The organism is Polaromonas aquatica (assembly GCF_050626995.1).
Lineage (GTDB): Bacteria > Pseudomonadota > Gammaproteobacteria > Burkholderiales > Burkholderiaceae_C > Polaromonas > Polaromonas aquatica_A.
The window spans coordinates 2,133,550-2,157,725 of record NZ_CP192467.1 but is presented as its reverse complement, the minus strand read 5'-3'; the positions used below and the strand labels follow the sequence as shown (position 1 = coordinate 2,157,725).

Here is a 24,176-nt window from a genome sequence, read left to right as displayed (position 1 = left end):
ACATGCTGCGTGGCTTCTTCAGGCACTGACATCAATCGCACCCAAGAGTCCCATACCTCCCACGCTACTTTCACCATCTATTCAGCAGAACGCTCGTAGCAAACCTGCTGAAAGGTTTTTGTTGCCTTGGGCACAGGCACCGGGTTTTCAAGATACTCGACCAACGGCACAGCCGCCGGCAATTTACTGTTTACCAATGCCTTTTTAAATGAGTCAACCTGCCCTTTGCTCATTCGCCAGACAATGTACAAGATCCATTTGGCTTCATCGATTTTCCCCGCCTGGGCCAGAGCTAACAGCGTGGAGGATTGAAACCATATCTCATTCATCACGCAGCCAGTAGAGGCCGCCCGTTTCAGATGAAGTTCATAGTTCGCCTCAGTTACCGTTTCTTGCTGCAACCCTGGAAAGTCTGCGTATCGGCGAAACCAAAAAACCCGTTCCGCATCCGCCAAACGCTCTTTCATCGTACTAGCCAAGCCGGGAACGTATATCGGCGTCAGAAGGTAGTAGTCGCGGTTCATTGACAGCGTTATGCTTAGTATTGCCACCCCGGCAATCACGCCAGCAGCCCTGATGGCTTTCAATCCACCTGTTCCACCATCAGCTCCGGTGTGATGATGTACGCTGCCATTCCATTGCATGACTTGGGCTTGACGGCGATATGTCAACGTGCCTATAAACCAACCGGCTGGCAGCAAAAAATACGCATACCAAAGCGGAAACTCGACCAGCGAATGAATAAAAAGACAACCCAGGCATGTAAATGCCAGGAAACCTTCGCTGGTTACGAAAGAGCTTTTAGCCCGCCATAGTACCCAGGCTATCAGCGAGAAGAATAAGAGTGCAACGGGTAGACCAAAATCGGACGCCAGTTGTAAAAGCAGATTATGCGAGTGCGACATGCTAACGCCGACCGTGATGCCCGCACCGCCTAGAAAAAATGCAGCCGGATACCGCAGTATCCCATTACCTATCCATGGATGCTCCATCACCATGGCCACCGTTTCGCGCCAGGCAGCAGATCGCATCCCGAATCCTTCGCTGGAGGTCTGGCCAAGCTTTTGCACACCAAAAAACTCGGGGCCGCCGGCTCGACTAACCAAGAAGAGTACGAGCCATATCGCAACTGCCAGCAAGATTGGTAAAATGGCCTTGAACATACCCCGACGGTCATGCCAGCACCATGCCAATGTAGTCATGGATATAAGGAAGACCTGCAACAGGGCGGTTCGAGAACCAGTGGTCATGATCCCAAAGATCAGGATAAGACTCACAACACACCAGAGCCAAGTTCTGATGCTGTTTGTGCGCTGAAGAAACACCAGGGCGGCTAACCCCAAGCTTAGGAAGGTGCCCTGATGATTGGGCTGCCGAACGAATCCGAAGGTCCGTCCAGCCTCGTTAACCGGTGAAATCACCAACCACTGCACATCCAGCTTGAAGTACTGCGCGACAGACGCAAATGCAGCAATCGTTCCAGCGACAGCAAGGCTCCAGGCACATGCCTGGAACCAACTCGCCGCATGCCCCCCGGAATGAGCTACATGCCCAGCCACTATAGACAGGCCAGCACACAGAAGGTATCCCAGCACGACAAGATAGGCATCGATTTGCTGTTGTCCAAACAAAGCGTATTGAACTAGCGTTACAGCCCCCAATAATCCAAGCGCGCCTATGGCGACAAATAGTTCCCACTGCCCCCTCAGTCGGAGCAAGGCATCCGTTGCTATAAAGATCAGCATCAGCCCCAAGCCAGTCACACACATCGCTTCCGCAGTAAAGTTGGTCAAGGGGCTCGTACCATAGCCGACCAATGCCGGCACCCCAAAAACAATGAACCCGACCAGGTAGATTAGCCGCTCCTGCCGCCCTGGCGCGCGCGATGTATTTTGTCTGTCCACTTTATGCGAATGCCTTGAATTTGAATTGCTGTATTTTGACCATGTTCCGTTCACCCACAAAAAAGGCACCCTGAGGTGCCTTTTTTAGAGAGGAGAAAAAGCTATCAGGTACCGCGGCACGAGCCTGGCAGATACTTCACAGGCGTACCAGATCCGGTGCTGGGGCCGCAGACCCACATCTTGACAACCGAGCCAGCTGCCAATGGAGTGCCACTCGCGTCGGAGGGGACCAAGGATACCCAGGTCTGCCCGATGGCGGCATCGTTAATGGAGTTTGAGACTTGGACACTGATCGCACCCGCATTGTTGGTCTGGATCGCCGCGACATACTTGCTGGTAGGAGTCGTAGACTCACAACCCCACGAGCCACCGTTTGGCAGAGTCGTTGCAGACTGGAATACCTCGGTAATCGTTGTGCGGCAAGCAGAAGCAGCAAGAATCACTTCAGACAGCTTTGCGCGCTTGGTGTAGTCCTGATAAGCAGGCAAAGCCACCGCAGCCAAAATACCGATAATCGCCACGACGATCATCAATTCGATCAGGGTAAAACCCTTTTGGATTGAACGTTTCATAAAAACTCCTTGGTTGAAAAAACTAGCTTAGCGTTACAGCAGTTTTTGTGCCATGTAAAAGCGTCCTGTTTTTCGTGATTTTGGGGTCACAAAAAGCGGCCAACTTACCTTTTTGACTTGCGCCTCTATATTTGACGACATTTTTGTCACTTGATACAGACCGAACGAACCATCTTCAGATCGGTCAGGCCCATAAGCACTTTTTCCATGCCGTCCATCTTGAGCGTCCGCATTCCACTGTTGACAGCGCTTGCAAACAGCTCCGCCACACGGGCCCGTTCCTGGATCAGCTTCTTGGCAGCGTCATCAGCAATCATTAACTCGTGCAAACCAACGCGGCCCTTGTAGCCGGTTTTATTGCACTTGTCGCAGCCAACCGCGCGGTACAAGGTCAGTTTGTCGTCCTTTCCATAGCGCTCCATCCAGTCTTCATAAAGCTTTTGTGACTCACCGCCGGGATCGGCTTTCCAGGCCTCGGTATGGCGCAGCTCTTCCGAGTATTCCTTGATGAAATCCTTGATTTCCTGGGCACTCGGCTGATATGCCTCTTTGCAGTCGCAGAGTTTTTTGGCCAGGCGCTGGGCCAGGATGCCCAGCAGCGCATCTGCAAAATTGAAGGGGTCCATGCCCATGTCCAGCAAGCGCGTAATGGACTCGGGAGCCGAATTGGTGTGAAGCGTCGAGAAAACCATGTGCCCTGTTAGGGAGGCTTCAACGCCCATCGCTACGGTTTCCTTATCGCGGGATTCACCGACCATGATGATGTCGGGATCGGCCCGCAGGAAGGCTCGCATAACCAACGCGAAGTCAATGCCCGCCTTCCGGTTGATCTGCACCTGGCGCAAACCCTTCTGCGTAATTTCCACAGGATCTTCAGCGGTCCAGATTTTGGTATCCGGAGTGTTGAGAAATTTCAGAATCGAATGCAGCGTCGTGGTCTTGCCCGAACCCGTTGGGCCACATACATAAAAGAGACCGTAGGGTTTAGAGACAGTTTTTTCCAGCCGCTCTTTGTTGTGCGCTGTCAACCCGAGTTTTTCAAGCGGGATCGGTTCACCAGCGGCCAAAATCCGCATGACCACATCCTCCACGCCACCGGCGGAAGGAATGGTGGCGACGCGCAACTCGATGTCCAGTGGGCCATATTTTTTGAACTTGATCTTCCCGTCTTGCGGCTTGCGCTTTTCTGAGATGTCCAGGTCGCACATGATCTTCAGCCGCGTGACCATGGCCTGACGGAACTGAGCTGGTACCTCAATGTAGGGTTGCAAGGTGCCATCAATGCGAAAACGGATACCGGTTTTGGCTTTTCCCGGCATAGGTTCTATGTGAATGTCCGACACCTTCTGGTTGTAAGCGTCGATGATGACCTTGTTGACAAATTTGACCAGCTCATTGTCGGCTGCGGCGGACTCCAGCGAAGAGTCGTCACCGGACTCGGCGTCAAGCGGCGAATCCATGTCTGCAAGCAATTGATCAATGGAACTGCCTTCTGCAACCGCACCAAACAGCTGCCCCATTGTTTCTTCAAATTCCGTCTGGGTTGTAACCCGATAAGAGAACTTGGAGACACGGGAGAATACCTGCGGGACTACGCGCGCACCCCGCACGGCTTCGGGATCCACACACATGACCACTAGGCCCTCCGTGGTTTCCTCCAGCGGAATCCAGCCCTGCTGCTCAATGAAGTCTCGTTTCAGCGCCCCGTGCAGCATCTCCGAGCGAATCCGTCCGGCATTGAAGGGCTCGTAAGCAACGCCAAAGAATTTGGCAAGCGATGCACCGATCTGTATGGGCCGAATGTGGAAGTTGGCCATTAACATGTGCTCAACCGACTTGCCCTCTTCCCGAGCCTGGAGGATGCATTGCTGCAATTCCTCCTGGGACAACACACCTTCGGTCACCAAGCCGTCATACTTGGTAACTTTGCGCCCTGTTTTTTGCATGCGCTGGCGTATGGCGATGCCCAAGGTCTTGCACAGCTGAAGTGCGCCGTCCTCTTCAAGCTTTCCGAAAGGCTGATCACTCCGGTTGTTGATGACCTGAAGAACACCGTACAAGGTGTCTCCATCCATGACGGGGGCCACGAGCATCTGCTTCGTCCTGTACCCGGAACGCTTGTCAACCTCCTGGAGGAAACTCAACGCGGGATGGATTTTTTTCAGCGCCTCCTCATCGTAGACGTCCGCGATATTGACCATCTGGCGAGCCATGGCAACGTAGCCCGCTATGCTCTGCGCGCTGACCGGAAGCTTCAGGTCACGGCTGGTATTGAGTCCCGTCTTGACCTTGGAAACAATGGAGCTACGGTCTTCATTGACCGCATAAAGCGTCAACCGGTCCGCATTAAAGAGCTTGCAGATGTCCTGGCTGGCCTCAAGCATGATCTGCTCGACATTTTCCGTCTCGTGGATGCGGTTGGTAACCAGCTGCAGCTGCCGGAAATACAAGGCCTCAAAGGTAACTCCGCGCTCCTGTGGAGGCAGCATTTGCGAGTCAAAAAACTCGTCCTCTGGATCACGTTGCAATACGGCGCTCATAGCTCAAACTCCTGGCCGGCCCGCAACCACCGGATGTCATGCGATACATTGGGACCAAACGGTCGTGTTTGGTCAAAGCGCTGTATCTCGGCCATGATCAGGTCGGTCTCGGCTGGCTTGGTGTGGGTGATGTAAATGGGATAGCTGTTCCCTCGTTCGATGCAATCGAGCTCATTGGCCAGCGCATGAGGAGAAAGATGAAGGCTCCGCTTGGCAAGGTCGCGCTCGCGATTGCTGAAAGCCGTTTCAATGACCAGCATCGCAACTCTTATCTGGTTAATGCGGGCCCACAAAGCCGGGTTCTGCTCCGTGTCGCCTGTGAACACCCAATGCCCCTTGGCGGTAGCTACCGCGTAGCCAGCAGCCGGGACGGTATGCACGGCAGGCAGCACTTCTATTTGCTTGCCAGCCAATAACAAGATTTGCCCGATCTCCAGCGGGTGAAAACTGACAAAGGGGGCCTCGGGGCTGGGAATTCGGGAAAAATCAGGCCAGATGGTGTTGTTGAAAATATGCGCTTTCAGCGCATCGATCGTCCCCTGCAGGGCGTGGATCTGAATAGGTGTGGTTCGCCGGGCTGCAATCGCATCCACCATCAACGGCAGTGCCGCCACGTGATCCAGATGCGAATGGGTCAATAGCACATGATCAACACCAGCCATCTCATCCAGCGTGAGGTCGCCCACGCCCGTGCCGGCATCAACCAGCAAGTCGTGGTCGAGCAGAAAAGACGTGGTCCGGCAGTCTTTGGCAATGGCTCCCGAGCAGCCGAGTACACGTACTTTCATGAGATTTTCCGGTTGGCCTTGACGTGGAGGGTTGTACTATTTGGTTTCAAAATTGGTTGCGCCATCCCATTCCGGATCAAAAGGCAACAGCCTCATAGAGGCTACACGCTCCGAATACAGCTGGTAAAGGAACTTTTTGCCATTTATCCGATGTAAATTGAGCAATTGGACGTCGCATTGGTCCCAATCCTGCGCCCGGTAAGCCTTTAACGCCATTCCCCACGTTTTCAGCTCCGCCGCAACGTCCTTGTCAATCCGGTCTACTGGCGCCAGCGGCCAGAATATGGAAACGGCCTGATCCTTGCCTTTCACGCGAACCTTATCCAATTCCTGCCATGCAAAATCGTTTGCCTGTTTCCGGGTGGACTCGCTGACCACGATATCAATCCCGTAAATTTTTGACAGCCCTTCCAGGCGCGATCCCAGATTCACGGCATCACCAATCACCGTGTAACTGCGGCGGATATCCGAACCCATGTCGCCCACGCACATCGTGCCGGTGTTAACGCCAATGCCAATTCCAATTTCGGGTAAACCCTTGGCTTTATGCTCCTCATTAATCATCCTGACAGCATTCGACATCTCGAGCGCCGTTTTGACTGCCAGACCAGCGTGATCCGGTGTATCGACAGGCGCTCCCCAAAAAGCCATCACGCAGTCACCCATGTATTTATCAATCGTGCCCCGATTGCTGCGAATCAGATCTGTCAGCCGGCTGAAAACACTGTTCAGCAAGGCCTGTAGCTGGGTGGGCTCCATCGACTCAGACATTTTGGTGAAGCCGCGCATATCGCAAAACATGACGGTCAGTTCTTTGGTCGTCGCCGTCATGCTGTAGCTATCGGGGTCTTTCACCATCTCATCAACCAGCTCAGGGGGGACATAGGTGCCGAACAGATGAGCCAATTCTCGTTTTGATCGGCTTTCCACGAAATATCCATAACTCATGTTCAACGCAAATGCGGTCAACGCCATAACCAACGCGCTGGCCAGCGGTAGCACCAGACCGTATCCCGAGTAAAGCCAGAAATTCAGGCCGGTTATAGCTGCAATCACTGCCATACTGACCAGCACCGCACGGGAAGCTGAGAGCAGGGGCAACGCAAAAGCCAGCGTCAACCCGGATAGAAGCAGAATGACCACCTCAAAACCGACGGCATAGTCAGGCTTGACGAATACCTTTCCGTCAAGAAGCCCCGAGATCACATTGGCGTGCGTTTCCACACCGGGATAGGTCTCTCCCACAGGGGTCACTCTCAAATCGAGCAGCCCGGGCGCAGTGGTCCCGACAAGGATGATCTTGTCCTTGAGCGTACCGGGCGCCAGCCGCTTGGCCAAGATATCCGCCGCAGAGACATACCGGAATGAACCACCATTCGCACCGCCATTGCCTCTGAAGGGCACCAGCGTGGCAACGCGGTCATCGACCGGAATCGCCAAGGTTTTATTGCCTTGTTTGAGCAGAATGCTTTCCAGCCCCTGGTAGTTGCGGCTCAGGAATTTTTCCTGCGGAAAACCAGGTTCCACTTTGGGCAAACCCGCGAGCATGCGAAACATGGCGAGCGCCAGAGACTCGTAGTACTGCCCCTTGAACTCCGCCAGCAGGGGAATGGAGCGAACCACGCCATCGCCCTCAGTGATGGAGTTGAAAAAACCGCCTAGAGGTGCCGCTTTCGCCAGCAGCTCTATATTGGCTCCGTATCCGTTCCAGCTGGTGAACTTAATAGGGCGGCCGCCAAGCGCCTCGCTGCCCATAACCGGGGATGGCAAAGCGCCATTGACTCGACCATCCCTGTCGCTGGTGAAGTAATACCCCATCACCACGGGACGTTTTTCAATCGCTTTCGCGAAAATTGCGTCGTAATCCAGGCTGGCTTGCAGCTGGCTGAGTTTCTCCGGAAATCCCGGTTGATCTTTCAGTTCCGTCTGAGCCAGTTGCTTGAGCCGCTTCAGACCTGAGCTTTCGTCGGCCTCGGCGAATACAACGTCAAACCCCAGCAGCGCCGTTTTCTGGCGATCCTGCAACTCGTCGACCAGCTCCGCCAGCTTGTTTCTGCCCCAAGGCCAGCGACCTACCTCAGCAAGGCTCTTCTCATCAATGTCAACGATAACAATACGCTCGTCCAGCGTATGCGGCATCGTCGCGCGAAGGCGTGCGTCGTAGATGATGTCGTCCAGCCGTTGCAATACGCCAATGCGGACGACTCCACTGGCATGCATCAATGCAAACACCAGCGGAATCAACGTGACGGCGATACGAGGCCAGTGCCGGGAGAGGAGTCTCATGCGACCTCGTTTGAAAGAGTACCTACGTCCGCTTGGTGCGCGGCCGCTCAGACCAATGTCAGTGTTGAACGAACTGCATTTGCGTTCCGGCCAGCTCAAGCATGTCACCATTTTTCAGGATGACGGGCTCAGCTCCAATGGGGGCTCCGTTCAGTGTTGGTTTGCCAGAGCCTTCCACATGGGCAACGACAAACCCTTGAGGCCGCTTGGTAATGGCGGCAACCGCAACTCCGGGCTTTCCGATGGTAGTAACCACTTTCACCAATGCCACTTCGCGGCCAGCTGCCGCGCCTGACATCACTTTGATGGCTGCCGTGAGGCCTGCGCCTGCTTCAGCCGACGCCACTGGTGAGCCCGCCGGTGCGGGGGGCGCTAGACCGGCCGAGCCAGCCTTGATAATCATCGTTTTTTCGAAACCTGCAGGTGCGGCCTCGTTGACGTACTTGATCTTGTACTTGCCAATTTCAACAGTGTCACTGTTCTGCAGCAGTAGTTTTTTAACGGCCTTGCCGTTGACATAGGTGCCATTGGTGCTGTTGAGATCTTCAAGATAAACCTCATTGCCGGACATCTGCAAGACGGCATGCTCCCCACTGACTGCTAGGTTGTCGATGACGATGTCGTTGTAGGGCCTGCGCCCCAAAGAAGTCCGGTCTTTTGTCAACTGGACTTCCTTGATCACAACGCCGTCAATAGAGACGATCATTTTCGGCATGGCCGACTCCTGTCTGTTTGTAATATTTCAGTCATCGCTATTTTCCCAGCATTCTGGACAAAAGCCCCCGCTTGGCCGAGTCTTCTTTCACGTATGCCAGCAATACGGAAATATTATCGCGTCCGCCGGCTTCATTCGCTGCCACGATCAGCTGCCTTGCTTTTTGCTCCAACGTACCTGCGGCGGTAAGGATAGCCGCAATGCCCGGATCCGCGACCATGTCCGAAAGGCCGTCCGAGCACATCAAGTAAAGGTCTCCCGCGTCGACACGGTGCTCATTGACCTCAACCAGCACCGTATCTTCAACACCCAGGGCACGTGTCACCAGGTTTTTATTCAGAGAAGTCAGTGCTTGCTCGGGGGTAATCAGCCCGGCGTCAATTTGCTCCTGAAGCAGTGAGTGATCTTTGGTGATCTGCTGAAGCTCTCCGCCGCGCAAGCGATAGCAACGGGAGTCACCAATATGGCCCAACATCAAGCGCCCGTCCTGAAAAACGCCTACAACCAATGTGGTGCCCATTCCCGCGTACTGAGGATTGGAATTCGCTGCATTGAATATTGAGTGATTGGCATTCTCCACGCAGATTTCCAGCGCCCTGCGCACTTCCTTGGCATTGGCATTTCGGCCTGCCTGAGAAAGCCAGCGACCCATTTCGGACTTGATAAAGGCCGCAGCCATCCCGCTCGCAATTTCACCGGCGTTATAACCCCCCATCCCATCGGCAAGGATGCAAAGCCGCGTTGCAGCGTCAAAGGCGACCGCATCTTCATTGTTGTCCCGCGTAAGCCCTGGGTCGGTATGTGTACAAATCTCGTAGATCATCTTGTTCGTGTTATCACTGGGTATCGGCCGCAGGTGGCTTGGAGACAACGGTTTTCTCAAACGCCTGCGCTCCGTCTGAATTCAGGGTCTGTGTCGCATCATAGGTTGTGGGCACAGGCGTTATTGCAACAGCAGCGGCCTGCACGACCGTCGCATCAAATTGCGCCGCCGGTACAACTTGCTGCGGAGCAAAAGACGCGGTTGGCACAGCATCGCCCATCGCCGCAATGACAGCGCGCAAATCCGCTGCCAGCTTATCGCCATCCTGGTACCGCAGCTCCGGTTTTTTCGCCAGGGACAGCGCAACAACATCGGCCAGCTGTCCTGACAGCTCCCTGCGGATAATGCGGATATCTGGCGCTTCTTCGTTCGCGATCTTGTACATCAGCTCCGCCATGGAGTCGCCCCGAAACGGCAATACACCAGCCAGCATTTGAAACAGCATGACACCCAGCGAATAAAGGTCTGAGCGCCCATCAACCTTTTTCCCGGCAATCTGCTCCGGTGACATGAAGCTCGGTGTACCCAACACCAGACCCGTCTTGGTTTTGCTCGAATCCGTGATGCGCGCGATACCAAAGTCGGTCACTTTCACCGTGTCGCTGTCGATCTCATACATGATGTTGGCTGGCTTGATATCCCGGTGCACCACGTTCTGCTTGTGCGCATAGGCAAGGGCTTCCGCAACCCGCGCAACGATTGACAAAACCTTGGCGACCGGCAGCAAATGCCCTTCCTTGGTGACATCGGCCAAGTCTTTGCCTTTGAGGAACTCCATTGCTATGTAGGCCAGGTCATGCTCCTCGCCGGCGTCGAAGATCGTCACGATGTTCTGATGCTGCAATCGGCCCGCAGTCTCGGCCTCGCGGAAAAATCGCTCCCGCGCATCTTCAAGTTCTTCGCCCTCGAACTCCTGGCTAAGAGCCATCGTCTTAATAGCCACAACGCGACCAATCTTCGGATCCTTGCCAAGGTAAACCACGCCCATCGCGCCTTTGCCCAGTTCTTTTTCAACTTGGTACCGGCCCAACATCGGTTTTTCAACCGCCCCGCCATCCAGAAGCATGGTGCCACCCGGATGTGCGCCGCCCCCACCCAGAATGACGGTTTCCGAAAGGTTTTTGGCGCGATTGAGCTTGGACTGAAGGTCCTTGTGGCTTTTGTTGTAAGTTGCCATGTACTCATACACAGCCTGGGCTTTATTGAATTGGCGCTTGCGCTCGAAATCCAACCCAAGGTTGTTCAGGTTGTCCATTAACGCATCGGTGAAGGGTACACGGCGGAAACGGTCAAAGGCCATGTCGAGCTGGCCCTGGCCTTGCAGCGCCAGGCCCATCATGCGATTGGTTTCAGCCGATTCTTCGTCGGACTTGAGCTTGCCGGCCTCGGTCATCAGGAAGCGCTTGGTGGTCAGCGCGAGGTGGCCTATGACCAGGAGCGCGGCGGGAAAGATGAATTTGAGCCAGGTCGCTGCCGCCGACAGCAGGCTGAATTCGACCGCCAGCAGCACCACGAACAACAGCAAAGTGACGATGGCGGCCTTGCCGGCCGACAGCCGGGGGAGTCCGGCAATCAGGTAGCCGGCCACCAGCAGCAGCACGCCCAGCGTGGCCCACAATCCCCAGCCCGGCTGTACGATGAAGTGCTCGCTCAAGATGCTGGAAGTGATGTGCGCGATGGTTTCAGCCGGCGAAAGCCCGGGGCCCGCGGGTGTAGGGAACTGGGTGCCCACGCCCGCGGCGGTGGCGCCAATGATCACGATCTTGTCAGCGTACTTGGCGGCCGGGATTTTGCCCGAGATTACGTCATAGAAGGAATCCACCGCAAACGCGGGCCGGCCGTCCCTGCCCTTGTAGAACTGCGGCAGCATCAACGCCGAGTCGTCGGTCTTGACCATCAGCCTGCCGATCTGCACCGACTCACCTACGTTGAGCTTGATATCGGCCGGCCCGAGATTCAGGCTCTTGGCCGCGACCAGCAGGCTCATCGAGGGCACAGCCTTGCCGTAGTAATTGATCAACAGGGGCTCCTGGCGCACGGCGCCGTCCACATCGGGTAACTGGTTAAGGTGGGCAATGCCGGCGGCAGCCGCGCCTATCAGTTCAATGGGTTGTTGGCCGCGAATGGCCGGCAGCGAGAAATTATTGGCTTCATCCACTGCGCTCTTCAGGGCATAGACTGGCAGGGGATTGTCGGGACGGCCTTGCGGTACGCCCAGTTGAAAAACCGAGGGAACCAGGACATTGCCGGCCTTGCTCACGCTGGCCGCAAGCTTGGCGTCGGTGTCCAGGGCGATCTCGGCCTCGGCGATGACCTTGCCGAGCTGCTCAGGCAGGCCGCCGGGGGTTGCCGCGGCAGGATCCGCCGCAGGGCCTAGCGCTTCCTTCATTTTGCGGATGAACACCAGGCCGCGGTCCGTCTGGGGCTCGAAGAAGAAGGCGGTGTGCGCAATGGTTTTGGCCTTGGCGGCCGAAAGCTGGTCGATCAGCTGCGCATGCACGTCGCGCGGCCAGGGCCAGCGCCCGATGTTAGCGATGCTCTGGTCGTCGATGGCGATGATGGCGATGCGGTCGGAAGGCTGGCGCGAAGTGCTGGTGCTCGCGAAGTCGTAGTAGCGGCGCTCCAGGGTGCCGAAAAAGTCCGTCAGGCCATGCAAAAACAAGACAGCCAAGACCACCAGGACGCCCACAAACCAGTCGGCCCGCCAGAACTGTATGCGTTTACTTGATGATGCTGCCACGTCTGTCTCGCCTTTGTCCTGGTTCATCCAGCGCATGCCTGCAGCACCGGTTTATTTTTTGCGCACTTGTAACCCGGACGTTACCAACCGGTTACAAAATCCCCATCTGTGGACATTAACAGACACAACGAACCCGGACAAGGGACTTTTGCACCGCCCCTGCCTTGTGTTGCAAATTGACGCCGCCGATGACTTGGCGGGGTCAAACTTCAGGCTGGATTAGCCGACTTCTGGCGCGCTTCCAGAATCTTGCCCATCACCAATACCAGCAAAGCGCCTGCTACTGCTGCCGCGTAACTCCAGACAGCGGAGTCTGGCAAGTACGCCTTGACCGCTGGATCGGAATAAGCCATCTGGCCGGCGATCCAGCCCAGCAGCATGGCGCCGAGCGTGATGATGATTGGGAACCGCCCCATCAGCTTGAGCACCAACTGGCTACCCCAGACAATGATGGGAATACTGACCAGCAGGCCGAAAATCACCAACGGCAACTGGTGCTGCTGGCCGGCACCTTGTGCGGCGCCTGCGATAGCCAGCACGTTATCGACACTCATCACCAAGTCGGCAATGATCACGGTTTTCACAGCGCCCCAGAGCTTGTCGCTCGAACTGATATTGTGGTCGTCATCACCCTCTGGCAGCATTAGCTTGACACCAATCCACAGCAGCAGGACGGCGCCCACGATCTTGAGGTAAGGAACAGCCAGCAGAGCAAGCGCAAAGGCAATCAGGATCACGCGCAGGACAATGGCACCCATGGTGCCGTAGATGATGCCTTGAGTGCGCTGTTTGGGCGGAAGGTTCCGGCAGGCCAAAGCAATGACCACCGCGTTATCGCCACCCAGAAGGATGTCGATCATGATGATCTGGCCGACCGCGAGCCAGAAACCAGCTGTCATGAACTCTTCCATGGAACCCTCTCAAGAAATCAAAAAGACCGATTGTCAGCGAAGACAACCGGTCCGGCAGTTGACCGACCTCAATTTTCCGAAACTTACAGCAGCGCTTTGAGCAGCTTGGCCATTTCGGAGGGATTGCGCGTCACGGTGAAACCGCACTCTTCCATGATTGCCAATTTGGCATCGGCGGTGTCGGCGCCGCCGGAAATCAGCGCGCCGGCATGGCCCATACGCTTGCCGGCAGGTGCCGTCACACCAGCGATAAAGCCCACGATAGGCTTTTTCATATTGGCCTTGCACCACATCGCAGCTTCCGCTTCGTCGGGACCGCCAATTTCGCCGATCATGATGACCGCGTCAGTGTCCGGATCGTCATTAAAGGCCTTCATCACGTCGATGTGCTTCAGGCCGTTGATCGGGTCGCCGCCGATGCCGACCGCGCTGGACTGGCCCAGGCCGATTTCGGTCAGCTGCGCAACGGCTTCATAAGTCAGCGTGCCGGAGCGGCTGACCACCCCGATACGGCCCTTGCGGTGGATGTGGCCGGGCATGATGCCGATCTTGATTTCGTCGGGGGTGATCAGGCCGGGGCAGTTGGGACCCAACAGCAGCGTCTTCTTGCCACCGGCGGCTTCCTTGGCCTTCATGCGGTTGCGCACTTCCAGCATGTCCTTGACCGGAATGCCTTCAGTGATGCAGATGGCCAGGTCCAGATTGGCTTCAACAGCCTCCCAGATAGCGGCAGCGGCGCCAGCCGGCGGCACATAGATAACCGACACGGTCGCACCGGTGGCCTTGGCGGCTTCGGTCACGTTCGCGAAAATCGGGATGCCTTCGAAGTCTTCGCCGGCTTTCTTCGGGTTCACGCCCGCCACAAAAGCCTCTTTGCCGTTTGCGTAGTCGCGGCACATGCGGGTGTGGAACTGGCCGGTCTTGCCGGTGATGCCCTGGGTGATGACTTTGGTGTGTTTGTTGATGTAGATCGACATGTTTGTGTGCTCCTGGGCTTACTTGACGGCGGCCACGATTTTGGTCGCGGCTTCGGCCATGGTGTCTGCGGCAATGATGGGCAAACCGGAGTCCGCCAGCATTTTCTTGCCCAGGTCTTCGTTGGTACCCTTCATGCGCACAACCAGCGGAACCGACAGGTTCACGGCCTTGCAGGCGGTGATCACGCCGTCGGCAATGGTGTCGCACTTCATGATGCCGCCGAAGATGTTGACCAGGATGCCTTTGACATCGGGGTTTTTCAGCATGATCTTGAAGGCTTCAGTGACTTTTTCAGCCGTAGCGCCACCGCCTACGTCCAGGAAGTTGGCCGGCTCGCCGCCGAACAGCTTGATGGTGTCCATAGTCGCCATGGCCAGGCCGGCGCCATTGACCAGGCAACCGATGTTGCCATCCAGGCTGATGTACGCCAGGTCGAACTTGCTGGCTTCGACTTCGGCCGGATCTTCCTCGTCCAGGTCGCGGTAGCCGACGATTTCAGGGTGGCGGAACAGCGCGTTGGCGTCGAAGTTGAACTTCGCGTCCAGGGCCATGACCTCGCCCTTGCTGTTGCGATTCAGGGGGTTGATTTCCACCAGCGACGCGTCGGTATCCATGTAGCACTTGTAGAGCTTTTGCAGGATGTCGACGGTCTGTGCCACGGAATCGGCGGGCATGCCGATTCCGGCGGCGATTTCTTTCGCCTGGGCGTCCGTCATGCCGACCAGCGGATCGACAAACACCTTGATGATTTTTTCAGGGTTGGAATGGGCCACCTCTTCGATGTCCATGCCGCCTTCGCTGGAGGCGATGAATGCCACCTTTTGCGACTCACGGTCGGTCACGGCCGAAACGTAGTATTCCTTTTGGATATCGGCGCCGTCTTCTATATAGAGACGGCGGACTTTTTGGCCTTCAGGGCCGGTCTGGTGCGTCTTCAGTTGCATGCCGAGAATTTCGCCGGCAATGCGCTTGACGTCCTCGATAGTCTTGGCAACCTTCACGCCGCCGCCCTTGCCGCGGCCACCTGCATGGATCTGCGCCTTGACCACCCATACCGGGCCGCCCAGCTTCTGGGCCGCTTCCACCGCTTCCTGCACCGTGAAGGCCGGAATGCCGCGCGGCACAGGCACACCAAAATTGCGCAAGATTTCCTTGCCTTGGTACTCGTGAATTTTCATGAAAAACCTTCAGAATTCAGTAAAAGAGGGGGTGCAACTGGGATTTGGGGCAGGGTTGTGGGGTGTCGGAAACAGGCCACACCGGCCCAAAAAACCACGTCGGCGGTCACTGCAGGCAGCAACGCAGAACTGTATCATGGTGCGACGCACAATCCTTGTGCCGGGCTTACACCCCGAAATGGCGCCGAAATGAGCTTTTTCAGGTGTTTTTGCGGCCCCGCGACCTTGTATTCGCTGTGTTTGCCTTGTTTGCGTATTTCATTTCTGTTGTCAGCACCTGGAAGTTCTCATGCCTAAAGTTTTTATTGACGGAGAAGCCGGCACCACGGGCCTGCAAATCCGCGAGCGGCTGCAAGCCATGCCGCAAATCGAGCTGGTCAGCATCGCGCCCGAGCTACGCAAGGATGCGGCCGCCAAGCGCGCGCTGATGGCGCAGGTGGACATGGTGATCCTGTGCCTGCACGACGACGCAGCCCGCGAATCGGTCGCCATGATCGACTCCCTGACCGGCAAAAAGCCCAAGATCATCGATGCCTCCACCGCCCACCGCACGGTGCCGGGCTGGGTTTACGGCTTTCCCGAACTGACGCAGACCCAGCGCGCCGCCGTGGCCGCCGCCGACCGCGTCGGCAACCCCGGCTGCTATGCCACCGGTGCGATTGCGCTGGTTCGCCCGCTGGTCGATGCCGGCGTGATCCCTGCGGATTTCCCCTTGAGCCTTCCATCTGTGAGCGGTTACTCCGGCGGCGGACGGCAGATGATTGAAGACTACGAGGCCGGCACCGCGCCCCTGTTTGAACTCTACGGCCTGGGCCTGAAGCACAAGCATCTCGCCGAGATCATGAAATACACAGGCCTTTCGCGCCGTCCGATATTTGTTCCTTCGGTGGGCAACTTCAGGCAGGGCATGCTGGTGCAACTGCCTTTGCACCTTGATTTGCTGCCCGGCAGGCCAAGCGCCGCCCAGTTGCAAGACGTGCTGGCCAAGCATTACGCCGGCAGTGAATGGGTCACGGTGGAAGCCGCCCCTGAATCCGGCAAGCTGGATGCGCTGGCGCTGAACGATACCAACAAAATGGAGTTGCGCGTGTTCGCCAACGAAGAGCACCATCACGCAGTGCTGGTGGCGCGGCTGGACAACCTCGGCAAAGGCGCATCGGGCGCCGCAGTGCAGAACCTCAAGTTGATGCTGGGCTTGTAGCGCCCCGCATTGCTATTAATTTGATAGCTGCTTGCGCCCGGAATTATTGGGCTGGAGCCATTTTCCATTAAAAATCGAGCCTGAGAGCACCCTCAGTCCTCGTCGGCTTGTGACACAACGCGGCGAATCACATCGCCGGTGAAGCCTCGCGCCGCCAGAAATCGCATCTGTTTCGCGCGGCCAGCTGGATCAGGCGCAGGGCCGTCGAACCTCTTGCGCCAGATATCCCTGGCCCGCTCAACCTCGCTGCCCTTGAGGCTGGCTACCGCGCCGGCCACCCGCTCAGGGCTCAGGCCCTTGGTCAGCAGCTCATGCTTGATGCGCGCCGCGCCAAAGCGCCCGGCGCGGCGGTTGATCACCGACTCGACCACCCGCGCCTCGCTGATGAAGTCCTTGGCCTCCAGGTCGTCGAGCACCTGGGTCAGCTGGCCGGGCGTTTCCTCATGCGGCGCCAGCTTGCGTTCCAGTTCGGCGCGCGAATGTTCACGCGCAGCCAGGTAACGCAAGGCGCGCCCCTTCAGGGAAAGGCCAAAACCCGCACGACGGGCGGGTTTGGCTGGCTTGTGATCTACCGGATTTTCCATGGCTAACAGGCCGAGCCCAACACGCGCGCTATTTTTTTAATAGCTAGCAGCGCATGCTCCAACTGGGCTGGAGCCTTATTTGACATTAAAAATCAGGCAGCCGCCTTGGCGGGCTTTTCAGCCTTTTCGGCTTTCTCGGCCTTGGCCGGTTTTTCAGCCGGAGCCTCAGCGCCGCCAGCGACCTGCACCAGCGGAATGCCCAACGATTCGCGCACCTTGTTTTCGATCTCGATGGCGAGTTCCGGGTTTTCTTTCAGGAACTCACGCGAGTTGTCGCGGCCCTGGCCGATTTTTTCGCCATTGAAGGCATACCAGGCGCCGGCTTTTTCAACGATGTGGCCGGCCACACCCAAATCCAGCACCTCGCCCAGCCGGCTGATGCCCTCGCCGTAGAGGATGTCGAACTCCGCCGTCTTGAACGGCGAGGCCACCTTGTTCTTGACCACCTTCACCCGGGTTTCGTTGCCGATCACGTCTTCGCCCTTCTTGATGGAGCCGATGCGGCGGATGTCCAGGCGCACCGAGGCGTAGAACTTCAGTGCATTGCCGCCGGTAGTGGTTTCGGGCGAACCAAACATCACGCCGATCTTCATGCGGATCTGGTTGATGAAGATGACCATGCAATTGGCCTTCTTGATGGTGGCGGTCAGCTTGCGCAGCGCCTGGCTCATCAGGCGAGCCTGCAGGCCGGGCAGCGAGTCGCCCATTTCGCCTTCGAGCTCGGCCTTGGGCGTCAGCGCCGCCACCGAGTCGACCACGATCAAATCAACCGCGCCGGAGCGGGTCAGCGAGTCGACGATTTCAAGCGCCTGCTCGCCGGTGTCGGGCTGGCTGATCAGCAGGTCTTGCAAATTGACGCCCAGCTTTTGCGCGTACTGGATGTCCAGCGCGTGCTCGGCATCCACAAAGGCGCAGGTGCCACCCAGTTTTTGCATTTCGGCGATGACCTGCAGGGTCAGCGTGGTCTTGCCGGATGACTCAGGGCCGTAGATTTCAACGACACGGCCGCGCGGCAAGCCGCCGACGCCCAGGGCGATGTCCAGGCCCAGCGAGCCGGTGGAAACGACCTGGATGTCCTCGATCACCTCGCCGTCGCCCAGCTTCATGATGGTGCCTTTGCCGAACTGCTTTTCGATCTGGGCCAGGGCGGCTTGCAGGGCCTTGGCCTTTTCGGTGTTCAGGGCGGCGCTTTGTCCAGGGTTCTGGGCGGGGTTCAGTTTGTTGGTCAGTTCCATAAAAACTCCTTGAAAATCAATGATGTAAAACTTGTTGCGATTATTCCGGCCTCTGCTTTTATTCACAGCGCTGGATGCATGACCAGTACTTTATGGGGGCCATAAAAATAAGTAAACCCTATTTTTAGTCAGTTTGCCTGACCAAATGAGATACCATGATTTGATGGCAGAAACCACGGCTTCGTCCATTCCTCCCAGCCCCTTTGGCGCCACTGAAGCAAGCTGGCGGCAGACCCATCTGGGACGCCTGATGGGTCACGCGCTGCGCCGCTTTGACGAGCGCGTCCTGTCGCTGATGGCCAGCAGCATCGAAGTGCCATTGGCACTCTCAAATCTCGCCGCACGCGACCAGGTCGGCGCCGCGCACATTCACATCACGCGCCACCTGGCCGTGGGCGGCTCGCGCCTGACCGACCTGGCACAAAGCGCGGGCATGAGCAAGCAGGCCATGGGCGACCTGGTCGACCAATGCGAAGCCTGGGGACTGGTGACGCGCCAGCCCGACCCGCATGACAAACGCGCGCGCCAGGTGGTGTTCACCGAATCGGGTCTGTTGTGGCTGGAAGCCTTTCACCAGGCCGTGCGCCAGGCTGAAGATGAGTTTCGACAGGCGGTGGGGCATGATGTGGCTACGGTAGTGGCGCTGGGGCTAGAGGCCTATGCAGGGGCTTGATCCAGCTAATGTCAGCAAACCTCCGGCGACAAAAGCCTAAAATTTGCCGAACAAGTAAAACTGGCCCGTAGCCCTCGTAGTGCGGACCGCTCCCTGGAGACAACCATGCGCATTCTGATTGCCGAAGACGACCAGGTTTTGGCTGATGGCCTTTTGCGTACGCTGCGCGCCTCGGGCGCGGCGGCCGACCATGTGGCCAGCGGTACCGAAGCCGACGCCGCGCTGCTCACCAACACCGAATTCGACCTGCTGATCCTGGACCTGGGCCTGCCGCGCATGCACGGGCTGGAAGTGCTCAAGCGCCTGCGTGCGCGCGGCTCGGCGATGCCGGTGCTGATCCTCACCGCCGCCGACAGCGTGGAAGAACGCGTCAAGGGCCTGGACTACGGCGCCGACGATTACATGGCCAAGCCGTTTTCACTGCAGGAGCTTGAAGCGCGCGTGCGCGCGCTGATACGCCGCGGCATGGGTGGCGCCAGCAGCACCATCAAGCACGGCCCGCTGGTCTATGACCAGGCAGGCCGCGTCGCCACCATAGACGGGCAGATGCTGGAGCTGTCTGCGCGCGAACTCGGCCTGCTCGAAGTGCTGCTGCAGCGCGCCGGCCGGCTGGTCAGCAAGGACCAGCTGGTGGAGCGCCTCTGCGAATGGGGCGAGGAAGTCAGCAACAACGCCATCGAGGTCTACATCCACCGCCTGCGCAAGAAGATTGAAAAGGGCCCGGTACGGATCGCGACTGTACGCGGCTTGGGCTACTGCCTCGAAAAGATACCAGGGTAGAGATGGAGCCCCCACGGTCGCTCACTTCGTGTAGCTTCCTGCCCCCCGGGGGGGCCGCTGCGCCTGCGGCCCGGCAAAGCCGGTTCCGCGGCCCCTGCTGGCTTGAAGACAACGTCACCGCGTTCAGGCTGTGGCATTAAGGCTTTTCCAGCGCGAAAGGCGAAGCCTCTTCGGCGAGATCCTCGACTGGATGCTCACGCCGCTGCTGCTGCTGTGGCCCATCAGCCTGGCGCTGACCTGGCTGGTGGCGCAAAACATCGCCGGCAAGCCTTTTGACCGCGCGCTTGAATACAACGTGCAGGCGCTGGCCAAGCTGGTGGTGGTCAAGAACAACCAGGTGCAGTTCAACCTGACGGCCCCGGCGCGCGAGATTTTGCGTGCCGATGACACCGACCTTGTCTACTACCAGGTGGTGGGCACGCACGGCGAACACCTGAGCGGCGAGCACGATTTGCCCGCACCGCCCGACGAAGACAAGCCCACCAATGGTGAGGTACGGCTTCGTGAAGACGTTATCCAGGGCGAAGACGTGCGCGTGGCCTACACCTGGCTGAAGGTCGACGTCAAAGCCGCAGCGCCGGGACCCAGGCCCACTGGACCGCGCGCCGACAGAAGCGCCCCCGCAGCGGAGCCCGCGCCCAGCCAGATGGTGCTGGTGCAGGTGGCCGAGACGCTGGAAAAACGCAAGACGCTGGCCACCGAAATCGTCAAGGGCACGATGGTGCCGCAGTTCGTCACGCTGCCGCTGGCGGTGCTGCTGGTGTGGCTGGCGCTGGTGCGCGGCATCAAGCCGCTGGCCCAACTTGAAAAGCGCATCCGCGCGCGCAAGTCCGACGACATGAGCCCGCTTGATGAAACCGCGGTGCCCGAAGAAGTGGCGCCACTCGTCTCATCCATCAACGACTTGCTGAGCCGGCTCAAGGTGTCGCTGACCACTCAAAAACGCTTTCTGGCCGATGCGGCCCACCAGCTCAAGACACCCTTGGCGGGCTTGCGCATGCAGGCCGACCTGGCGCAACGGGAAACCGACGCCGACGAGCTGAAAAAATCACTCAAACACATCGGCCGCGCCAGCATCCGCGCCACACACACCGTCAACCAGCTGCTGGCGCTGGCACGTGCAGAAACCACCGGCCGCAGCCTGGCCAAGCAGCACATCGACCTGGTGCATGTGGTGTCGGAAGTGATGGCCGACTCGGTGCCGCGCGCGCTTGAAAAGCAGATCGACCTCGGCTACGACGGCCCTGAAGCCGGGGAGCAAGCCACACAGCTTGAAGGCAACGCCACACTGCTCAAGGAGCTGGTGCGCAACCTGCTGGACAACGCCATCAACTACACGCCTGAAAAAGGCCAGGTCACGCTGCGGCTGATGACGGACCGCTTCAGTGGCGTGCTGGTGCTGCTGGTCGAAGACTCGGGCCCCGGCATTCTGGAGTCGGAACGCGAGCTGGTGTTCCAGCCTTTCTACCGCACGCTGGGCACCAACGTCGACGGTTCAGGCCTGGGCCTGGCGATCGTGCTGGAAATCGCCAAGCAGCATGGCGCCACCATCACGATTGAAGATGCCGCGCTGGCCGGCCACCCGCAAACGCCGGGTACGCGTGTCACGGTTCGCTTTGTCGGCATGGATGTGCCTGACGGGCAGTAGCGGCCCGGGCGTACCCGCGTTCAATTTCTTAAGTAAACACAGCCTCTAGCCCAGGTAACGCTGCGACCATTAGCTATCAAAACAATAGCAGATCAGGGTTTGGCGGGCGGCCACTTGTCGTATAGCTTCACGCCAACACGATCGCCCCACAGCTCAATGTGCGCCGGTGTTCCGGCATGCGGCTGGTTGGCGCTATTGCCGCGCACATAGCCCAGCGCCACACACGCGCCGGCCAACGGGCTCCAGCCGACCGACGAGATTTCGCCCACCGTTTGCCCGCCCAGCACAATCGCTTCGCCGCCCCAGGCAAAAGCATCTGCCGTGTCAAACACCAGCGTGACCAGCTTCTTGCGCAACACCAATCCCTGTGAATTGAGCAGCGCGGCCTTGCCGATGAAATTGGCGGGCTTGTCGAGCTTGACGCTGTACGCCAGCCCGGCCTCCCACGGCGTTTCATCCGGGCCGAGCTCTGCGCCCCAGGCGCGCCGGCCTTGCTCGACACGCAACGCATCCAGCGCGTAATAACCCGCGTCGCGAATGCCCAGCGCCCTGCCGGCCTCCATCAGCGCAAGGTAGACATGGCGCGCCATTTCGATCGGCGTGTAGAGCTCAAAGCCCGGCCCGCCCACGTAGCTCATACGGGCGGCACGCACGCGGGCGAAACCCACATCAATCTCTTTGGTCCATGAGAACTTCAACGCCTCAGGCGACAGGTCATCGGGGCTGACCAGCGCCAGCAGTTCGCGCGCCTTCGGCCCCATCACCGACAGCACCGAGTACATTGCCGACACGTCGGTCAGCACGGCATGCTCGGCGTCGCCAATGTGCCGCGTGATCCAGTCGAAGTCGCGCACGGTTTGTGCGGAGCCGGTGATGATGAGGAAGCGATCTACCGCTTTCCGAATGACTGTGAGATCGCTTTCGAAGCCACCGCGCTCGTTCAACATCGCGGTGTAGACCATCTTGCCGATGGGCACGTCCATCTCGTTGGCGCACAGGCGCTGCAGCACGTTGAGCGCATCGCGGCCTTGCAGCAGGTATTTGGAGAAAGAGGTCTGGTCGTAAAGGGCGACAGTTTCACGCGTGGCTTTCTGCTCTTCGATCATCCACGGGAGCCAGCCGGGTTTGCCCAAGGTGTGGTCTGGTCTGGCCTGTCCGTTGGGTTTGAAATAGCTCGCCCGCTCCCAACCATTCTTGCTTCCAAACTCCGCCCCCTTCGCCGCCTGAATGTCATACAGCGGCGAAGTCCGCAGCGGCCGCGCCGTCTCCAGCTCCTGCCGCGGCCAGCGCATCGCGTAGTGCAAGCCGAGCGTCTCGCCAGTGCGCTCGGCCAATGCCTTTCGGTTGCCGGTGAAGCTGCCGAAGCGGCGAATGTCCACGTCCCACAAATCGGTGCTGGGCTCGCCGCCCACAATCCATTCGGCCATGAGCCGGCCCGCGCCACCGCTGTTGGCGATACCGGCCGAGTTGAAGCCCGCGCAGACAAAGTAGTTGCGCAGTTCGGGCGCTTCGCCCAGGATGAAGTTGCCGTCGGGCGTGAAACTCTCGGGGCCGTTGAGCAGCATCTTCACTTCGGCCGTCTCCAGGCAGGGCGTGCGGTGCAGCGCCGCGGTCATCAGGGGCTCGAACTGGTCCCAGTCTTCGTCCAGCAGCTCGAACTGGAAGGTCGCCGGAATCGGGTCCATCTTCCAGGGCTTGGCCTGGGGTTCAAAGCCGCCCATCACCAGCCCGCCGACCTCTTCCTTGTAATAGATGTAGCCGTCCGGGTCGCGCATGACCGGCAGCATGGGGTGCACGCCCGGGATCTTGCCGGTGACGATATAGAAGTGCTCGGCCGAATACAGCGGCACATTCACACCCGCGAGCTTGCCGAACTGGCGCGCCCATTGGCCGGCGCAATTGACGAGAACTTCGCAGCGCACATCGCCCTGCGCGGTCTTCACGCCCACGGCCCTGCCGTTTTCAATGATGACGCCGGTCACCTCAATGCCTTCAGCCATCTTCACGCCGCGGTTGCGCGCGCCCTTGGCCAGCGACATGCACAAATCCGCCGGATTCGCCTTGCCATCGCCCGGCAGCCAGATCGCACCCTGCAAGTCGTCGGTGCGCATGATGGGGTATTTGTCGCCGGCTTCCTGCGGCGAGATCTCATGGCATTCCACACCGAAGCTGTTGGCCATGGCCACCTGCTTTTTCAGCACCTTCATGCGCTCGGGCGTGCGCGCCACGTTGACGCTGCCGCATTGCTTCCATCCGGTGGCAAGGCCCGTTTCAGCTTCCAGCGAGGCATACAGCTCAATCCCGTATTTGCTCATCTGCGTCATGTTGCGGTTAGGGCGCATCTGCCCGACCAGGCCGGCCGCATGCCAGGTGGTGCCGCTGGTGAGCTTGCCCTGCTCAAGCAGCAACACGTCGGTCTTGCCCATCTTCGCCAGGTGGTAGGCGACAGAACAGCCGGCGATGCCGCCGCCCACGATCACGATTTGCGCCTGAGCCGGAATATTCATGCGGACAATCCTCTTCGGTATTAACTCAGTGGCCGCCGCGGAACCGGCTTTGCCGGGCCGCAGGCTGCGCCCCCTCGAGGGGGAGGCGCCGAAGGCGCTTCGGGGGGGAACTC

18 protein-coding genes are annotated in these 24,176 nt (G+C 58.5%); 4 read left to right on the top strand and 14 right to left on the bottom strand.

Going from position 1 to position 24,176, the window contains the following annotated elements; translation table 11 throughout:
- Nucleotides 1-77: 77 nt before the first annotated feature.
- The 11 genes from ACQ4MS_RS10275 to sucC all read right to left on the bottom strand — a co-directional run bounded on the left by ACQ4MS_RS10275 (nt 78) and on the right by sucC (nt 15,435).
- Nucleotides 78-1,793 carry a Wzy polymerase domain-containing protein gene (locus ACQ4MS_RS10275; RefSeq protein WP_431099405.1) on the bottom strand — a complete coding sequence of 572 codons (1,716 nt, stop codon included), beginning with the start codon at nt 1,791-1,793 and terminating at the stop codon, nt 78-80.
- Between the two features lie 215 nt (nt 1,794-2,008).
- Nucleotides 2,009-2,476, bottom strand: a complete 468-nt coding sequence (locus ACQ4MS_RS10270; protein ID WP_431099404.1) for a pilin — start codon at nt 2,474-2,476, stop codon at nt 2,009-2,011.
- 146 nt (nt 2,477-2,622) lie between these two features.
- Nucleotides 2,623-5,016: a GspE/PulE family protein gene (locus tag ACQ4MS_RS10265; protein ID WP_431099403.1), complete on the bottom strand. Its 2,394-nt coding sequence runs from the start codon at nt 5,014-5,016 to the stop codon at nt 2,623-2,625.
- Complete coding sequence (locus ACQ4MS_RS10260; RefSeq protein ID WP_431099402.1) at nt 5,013-5,804, bottom strand: 3',5'-cyclic-nucleotide phosphodiesterase; 792 nt, start codon at nt 5,802-5,804, stop codon at nt 5,013-5,015. The genes ACQ4MS_RS10265 and ACQ4MS_RS10260 overlap by 4 nt, the downstream gene beginning before the upstream one ends.
- Before the next feature lie 36 nt (nt 5,805-5,840).
- Nucleotides 5,841-8,090, bottom strand: a complete 2,250-nt coding sequence (locus ACQ4MS_RS10255) for a CHASE2 domain-containing protein (RefSeq protein ID WP_431099401.1) — start codon at nt 8,088-8,090, stop codon at nt 5,841-5,843.
- Between the two features lie 58 nt (nt 8,091-8,148).
- Nucleotides 8,149-8,805 (bottom strand): FHA domain-containing protein, encoded by a 657-nt coding sequence (locus ACQ4MS_RS10250; protein ID WP_431099400.1) that lies wholly within the window; start codon nt 8,803-8,805, stop codon nt 8,149-8,151.
- Nucleotides 8,806-8,842: 37 nt separating this feature from the next.
- Nucleotides 8,843-9,628, bottom strand: coding sequence for a Stp1/IreP family PP2C-type Ser/Thr phosphatase (locus ACQ4MS_RS10245; RefSeq protein WP_431099399.1), 786 nt, complete (start codon nt 9,626-9,628; stop codon nt 8,843-8,845).
- A 13-nt stretch (nt 9,629-9,641) separates the two neighbouring features.
- Nucleotides 9,642-12,395 carry a CHASE2 domain-containing serine/threonine-protein kinase gene (locus tag ACQ4MS_RS10240; RefSeq protein WP_431099398.1) on the bottom strand — a complete coding sequence of 918 codons (2,754 nt, stop codon included), beginning with the start codon at nt 12,393-12,395 and terminating at the stop codon, nt 9,642-9,644.
- Nucleotides 12,396-12,577: 182 nt separating this feature from the next.
- Nucleotides 12,578-13,279, bottom strand: coding sequence for a TerC family protein (locus ACQ4MS_RS10235; RefSeq protein WP_431099397.1), 702 nt, complete (start codon nt 13,277-13,279; stop codon nt 12,578-12,580).
- Nucleotides 13,280-13,362: 83 nt separating this feature from the next.
- Nucleotides 13,363-14,256 (bottom strand): succinate--CoA ligase subunit alpha, encoded by an 894-nt coding sequence (gene sucD / locus ACQ4MS_RS10230; protein ID WP_431099396.1) that lies wholly within the window; start codon nt 14,254-14,256, stop codon nt 13,363-13,365.
- Nucleotides 14,257-14,274: 18 nt separating this feature from the next.
- Nucleotides 14,275-15,435, bottom strand: a complete 1,161-nt coding sequence (sucC, locus tag ACQ4MS_RS10225; RefSeq protein ID WP_431099395.1) for an ADP-forming succinate--CoA ligase subunit beta — start codon at nt 15,433-15,435, stop codon at nt 14,275-14,277.
- A gap of 289 nt (nt 15,436-15,724) precedes the next feature.
- Between sucC and argC the strand changes: the two genes are divergently transcribed.
- Nucleotides 15,725-16,636, top strand: coding sequence for an N-acetyl-gamma-glutamyl-phosphate reductase (gene argC / locus ACQ4MS_RS10220; RefSeq protein WP_431099394.1), 912 nt, complete (start codon nt 15,725-15,727; stop codon nt 16,634-16,636).
- Nucleotides 16,637-16,728: 92 nt separating this feature from the next.
- Here the strand turns inward: argC and recX are convergent, their stop codons facing one another.
- On the bottom strand, nt 16,729-17,220 hold the full coding sequence (gene recX, locus ACQ4MS_RS10215) for a recombination regulator RecX (protein ID WP_431099393.1): 492 nt from the start codon (nt 17,218-17,220) through the stop codon (nt 16,729-16,731).
- Nucleotides 17,221-17,312: 92 nt separating this feature from the next.
- The gene (gene recA / locus ACQ4MS_RS10210; RefSeq protein WP_431099392.1) at nt 17,313-18,455 is read right to left on the bottom strand and encodes a recombinase RecA; all 1,143 of its coding nucleotides are present in this window, start codon (nt 18,453-18,455) and stop codon (nt 17,313-17,315) included.
- Nucleotides 18,456-18,618: 163 nt separating this feature from the next.
- Here recA and ACQ4MS_RS10205 point away from each other — a divergent pair, with 163 nt between their 5' ends.
- From ACQ4MS_RS10205 to ACQ4MS_RS10195, 3 genes are all read left to right on the top strand, one after another.
- Entirely contained in the window at nt 18,619-19,128 is a 510-nt protein-coding gene (locus ACQ4MS_RS10205; protein WP_431099391.1) for a MarR family winged helix-turn-helix transcriptional regulator, read from the top strand.
- Nucleotides 19,129-19,233: 105 nt separating this feature from the next.
- Nucleotides 19,234-19,908: a response regulator gene (locus ACQ4MS_RS10200; RefSeq protein ID WP_007870259.1), complete on the top strand. Its 675-nt coding sequence runs from the start codon at nt 19,234-19,236 to the stop codon at nt 19,906-19,908.
- Nucleotides 19,909-20,098: 190 nt separating this feature from the next.
- The gene (locus ACQ4MS_RS10195; protein WP_431099568.1) at nt 20,099-21,556 is read left to right on the top strand and encodes a sensor histidine kinase; all 1,458 of its coding nucleotides are present in this window, start codon (nt 20,099-20,101) and stop codon (nt 21,554-21,556) included.
- A gap of 92 nt (nt 21,557-21,648) precedes the next feature.
- Here the strand turns inward: ACQ4MS_RS10195 and ACQ4MS_RS10190 are convergent, their stop codons facing one another.
- Nucleotides 21,649-24,063 (bottom strand): GcvT family protein, encoded by a 2,415-nt coding sequence (locus ACQ4MS_RS10190; RefSeq protein WP_431099390.1) that lies wholly within the window; start codon nt 24,061-24,063, stop codon nt 21,649-21,651.
- Nucleotides 24,064-24,176: the final 113 nt, after the last annotated feature.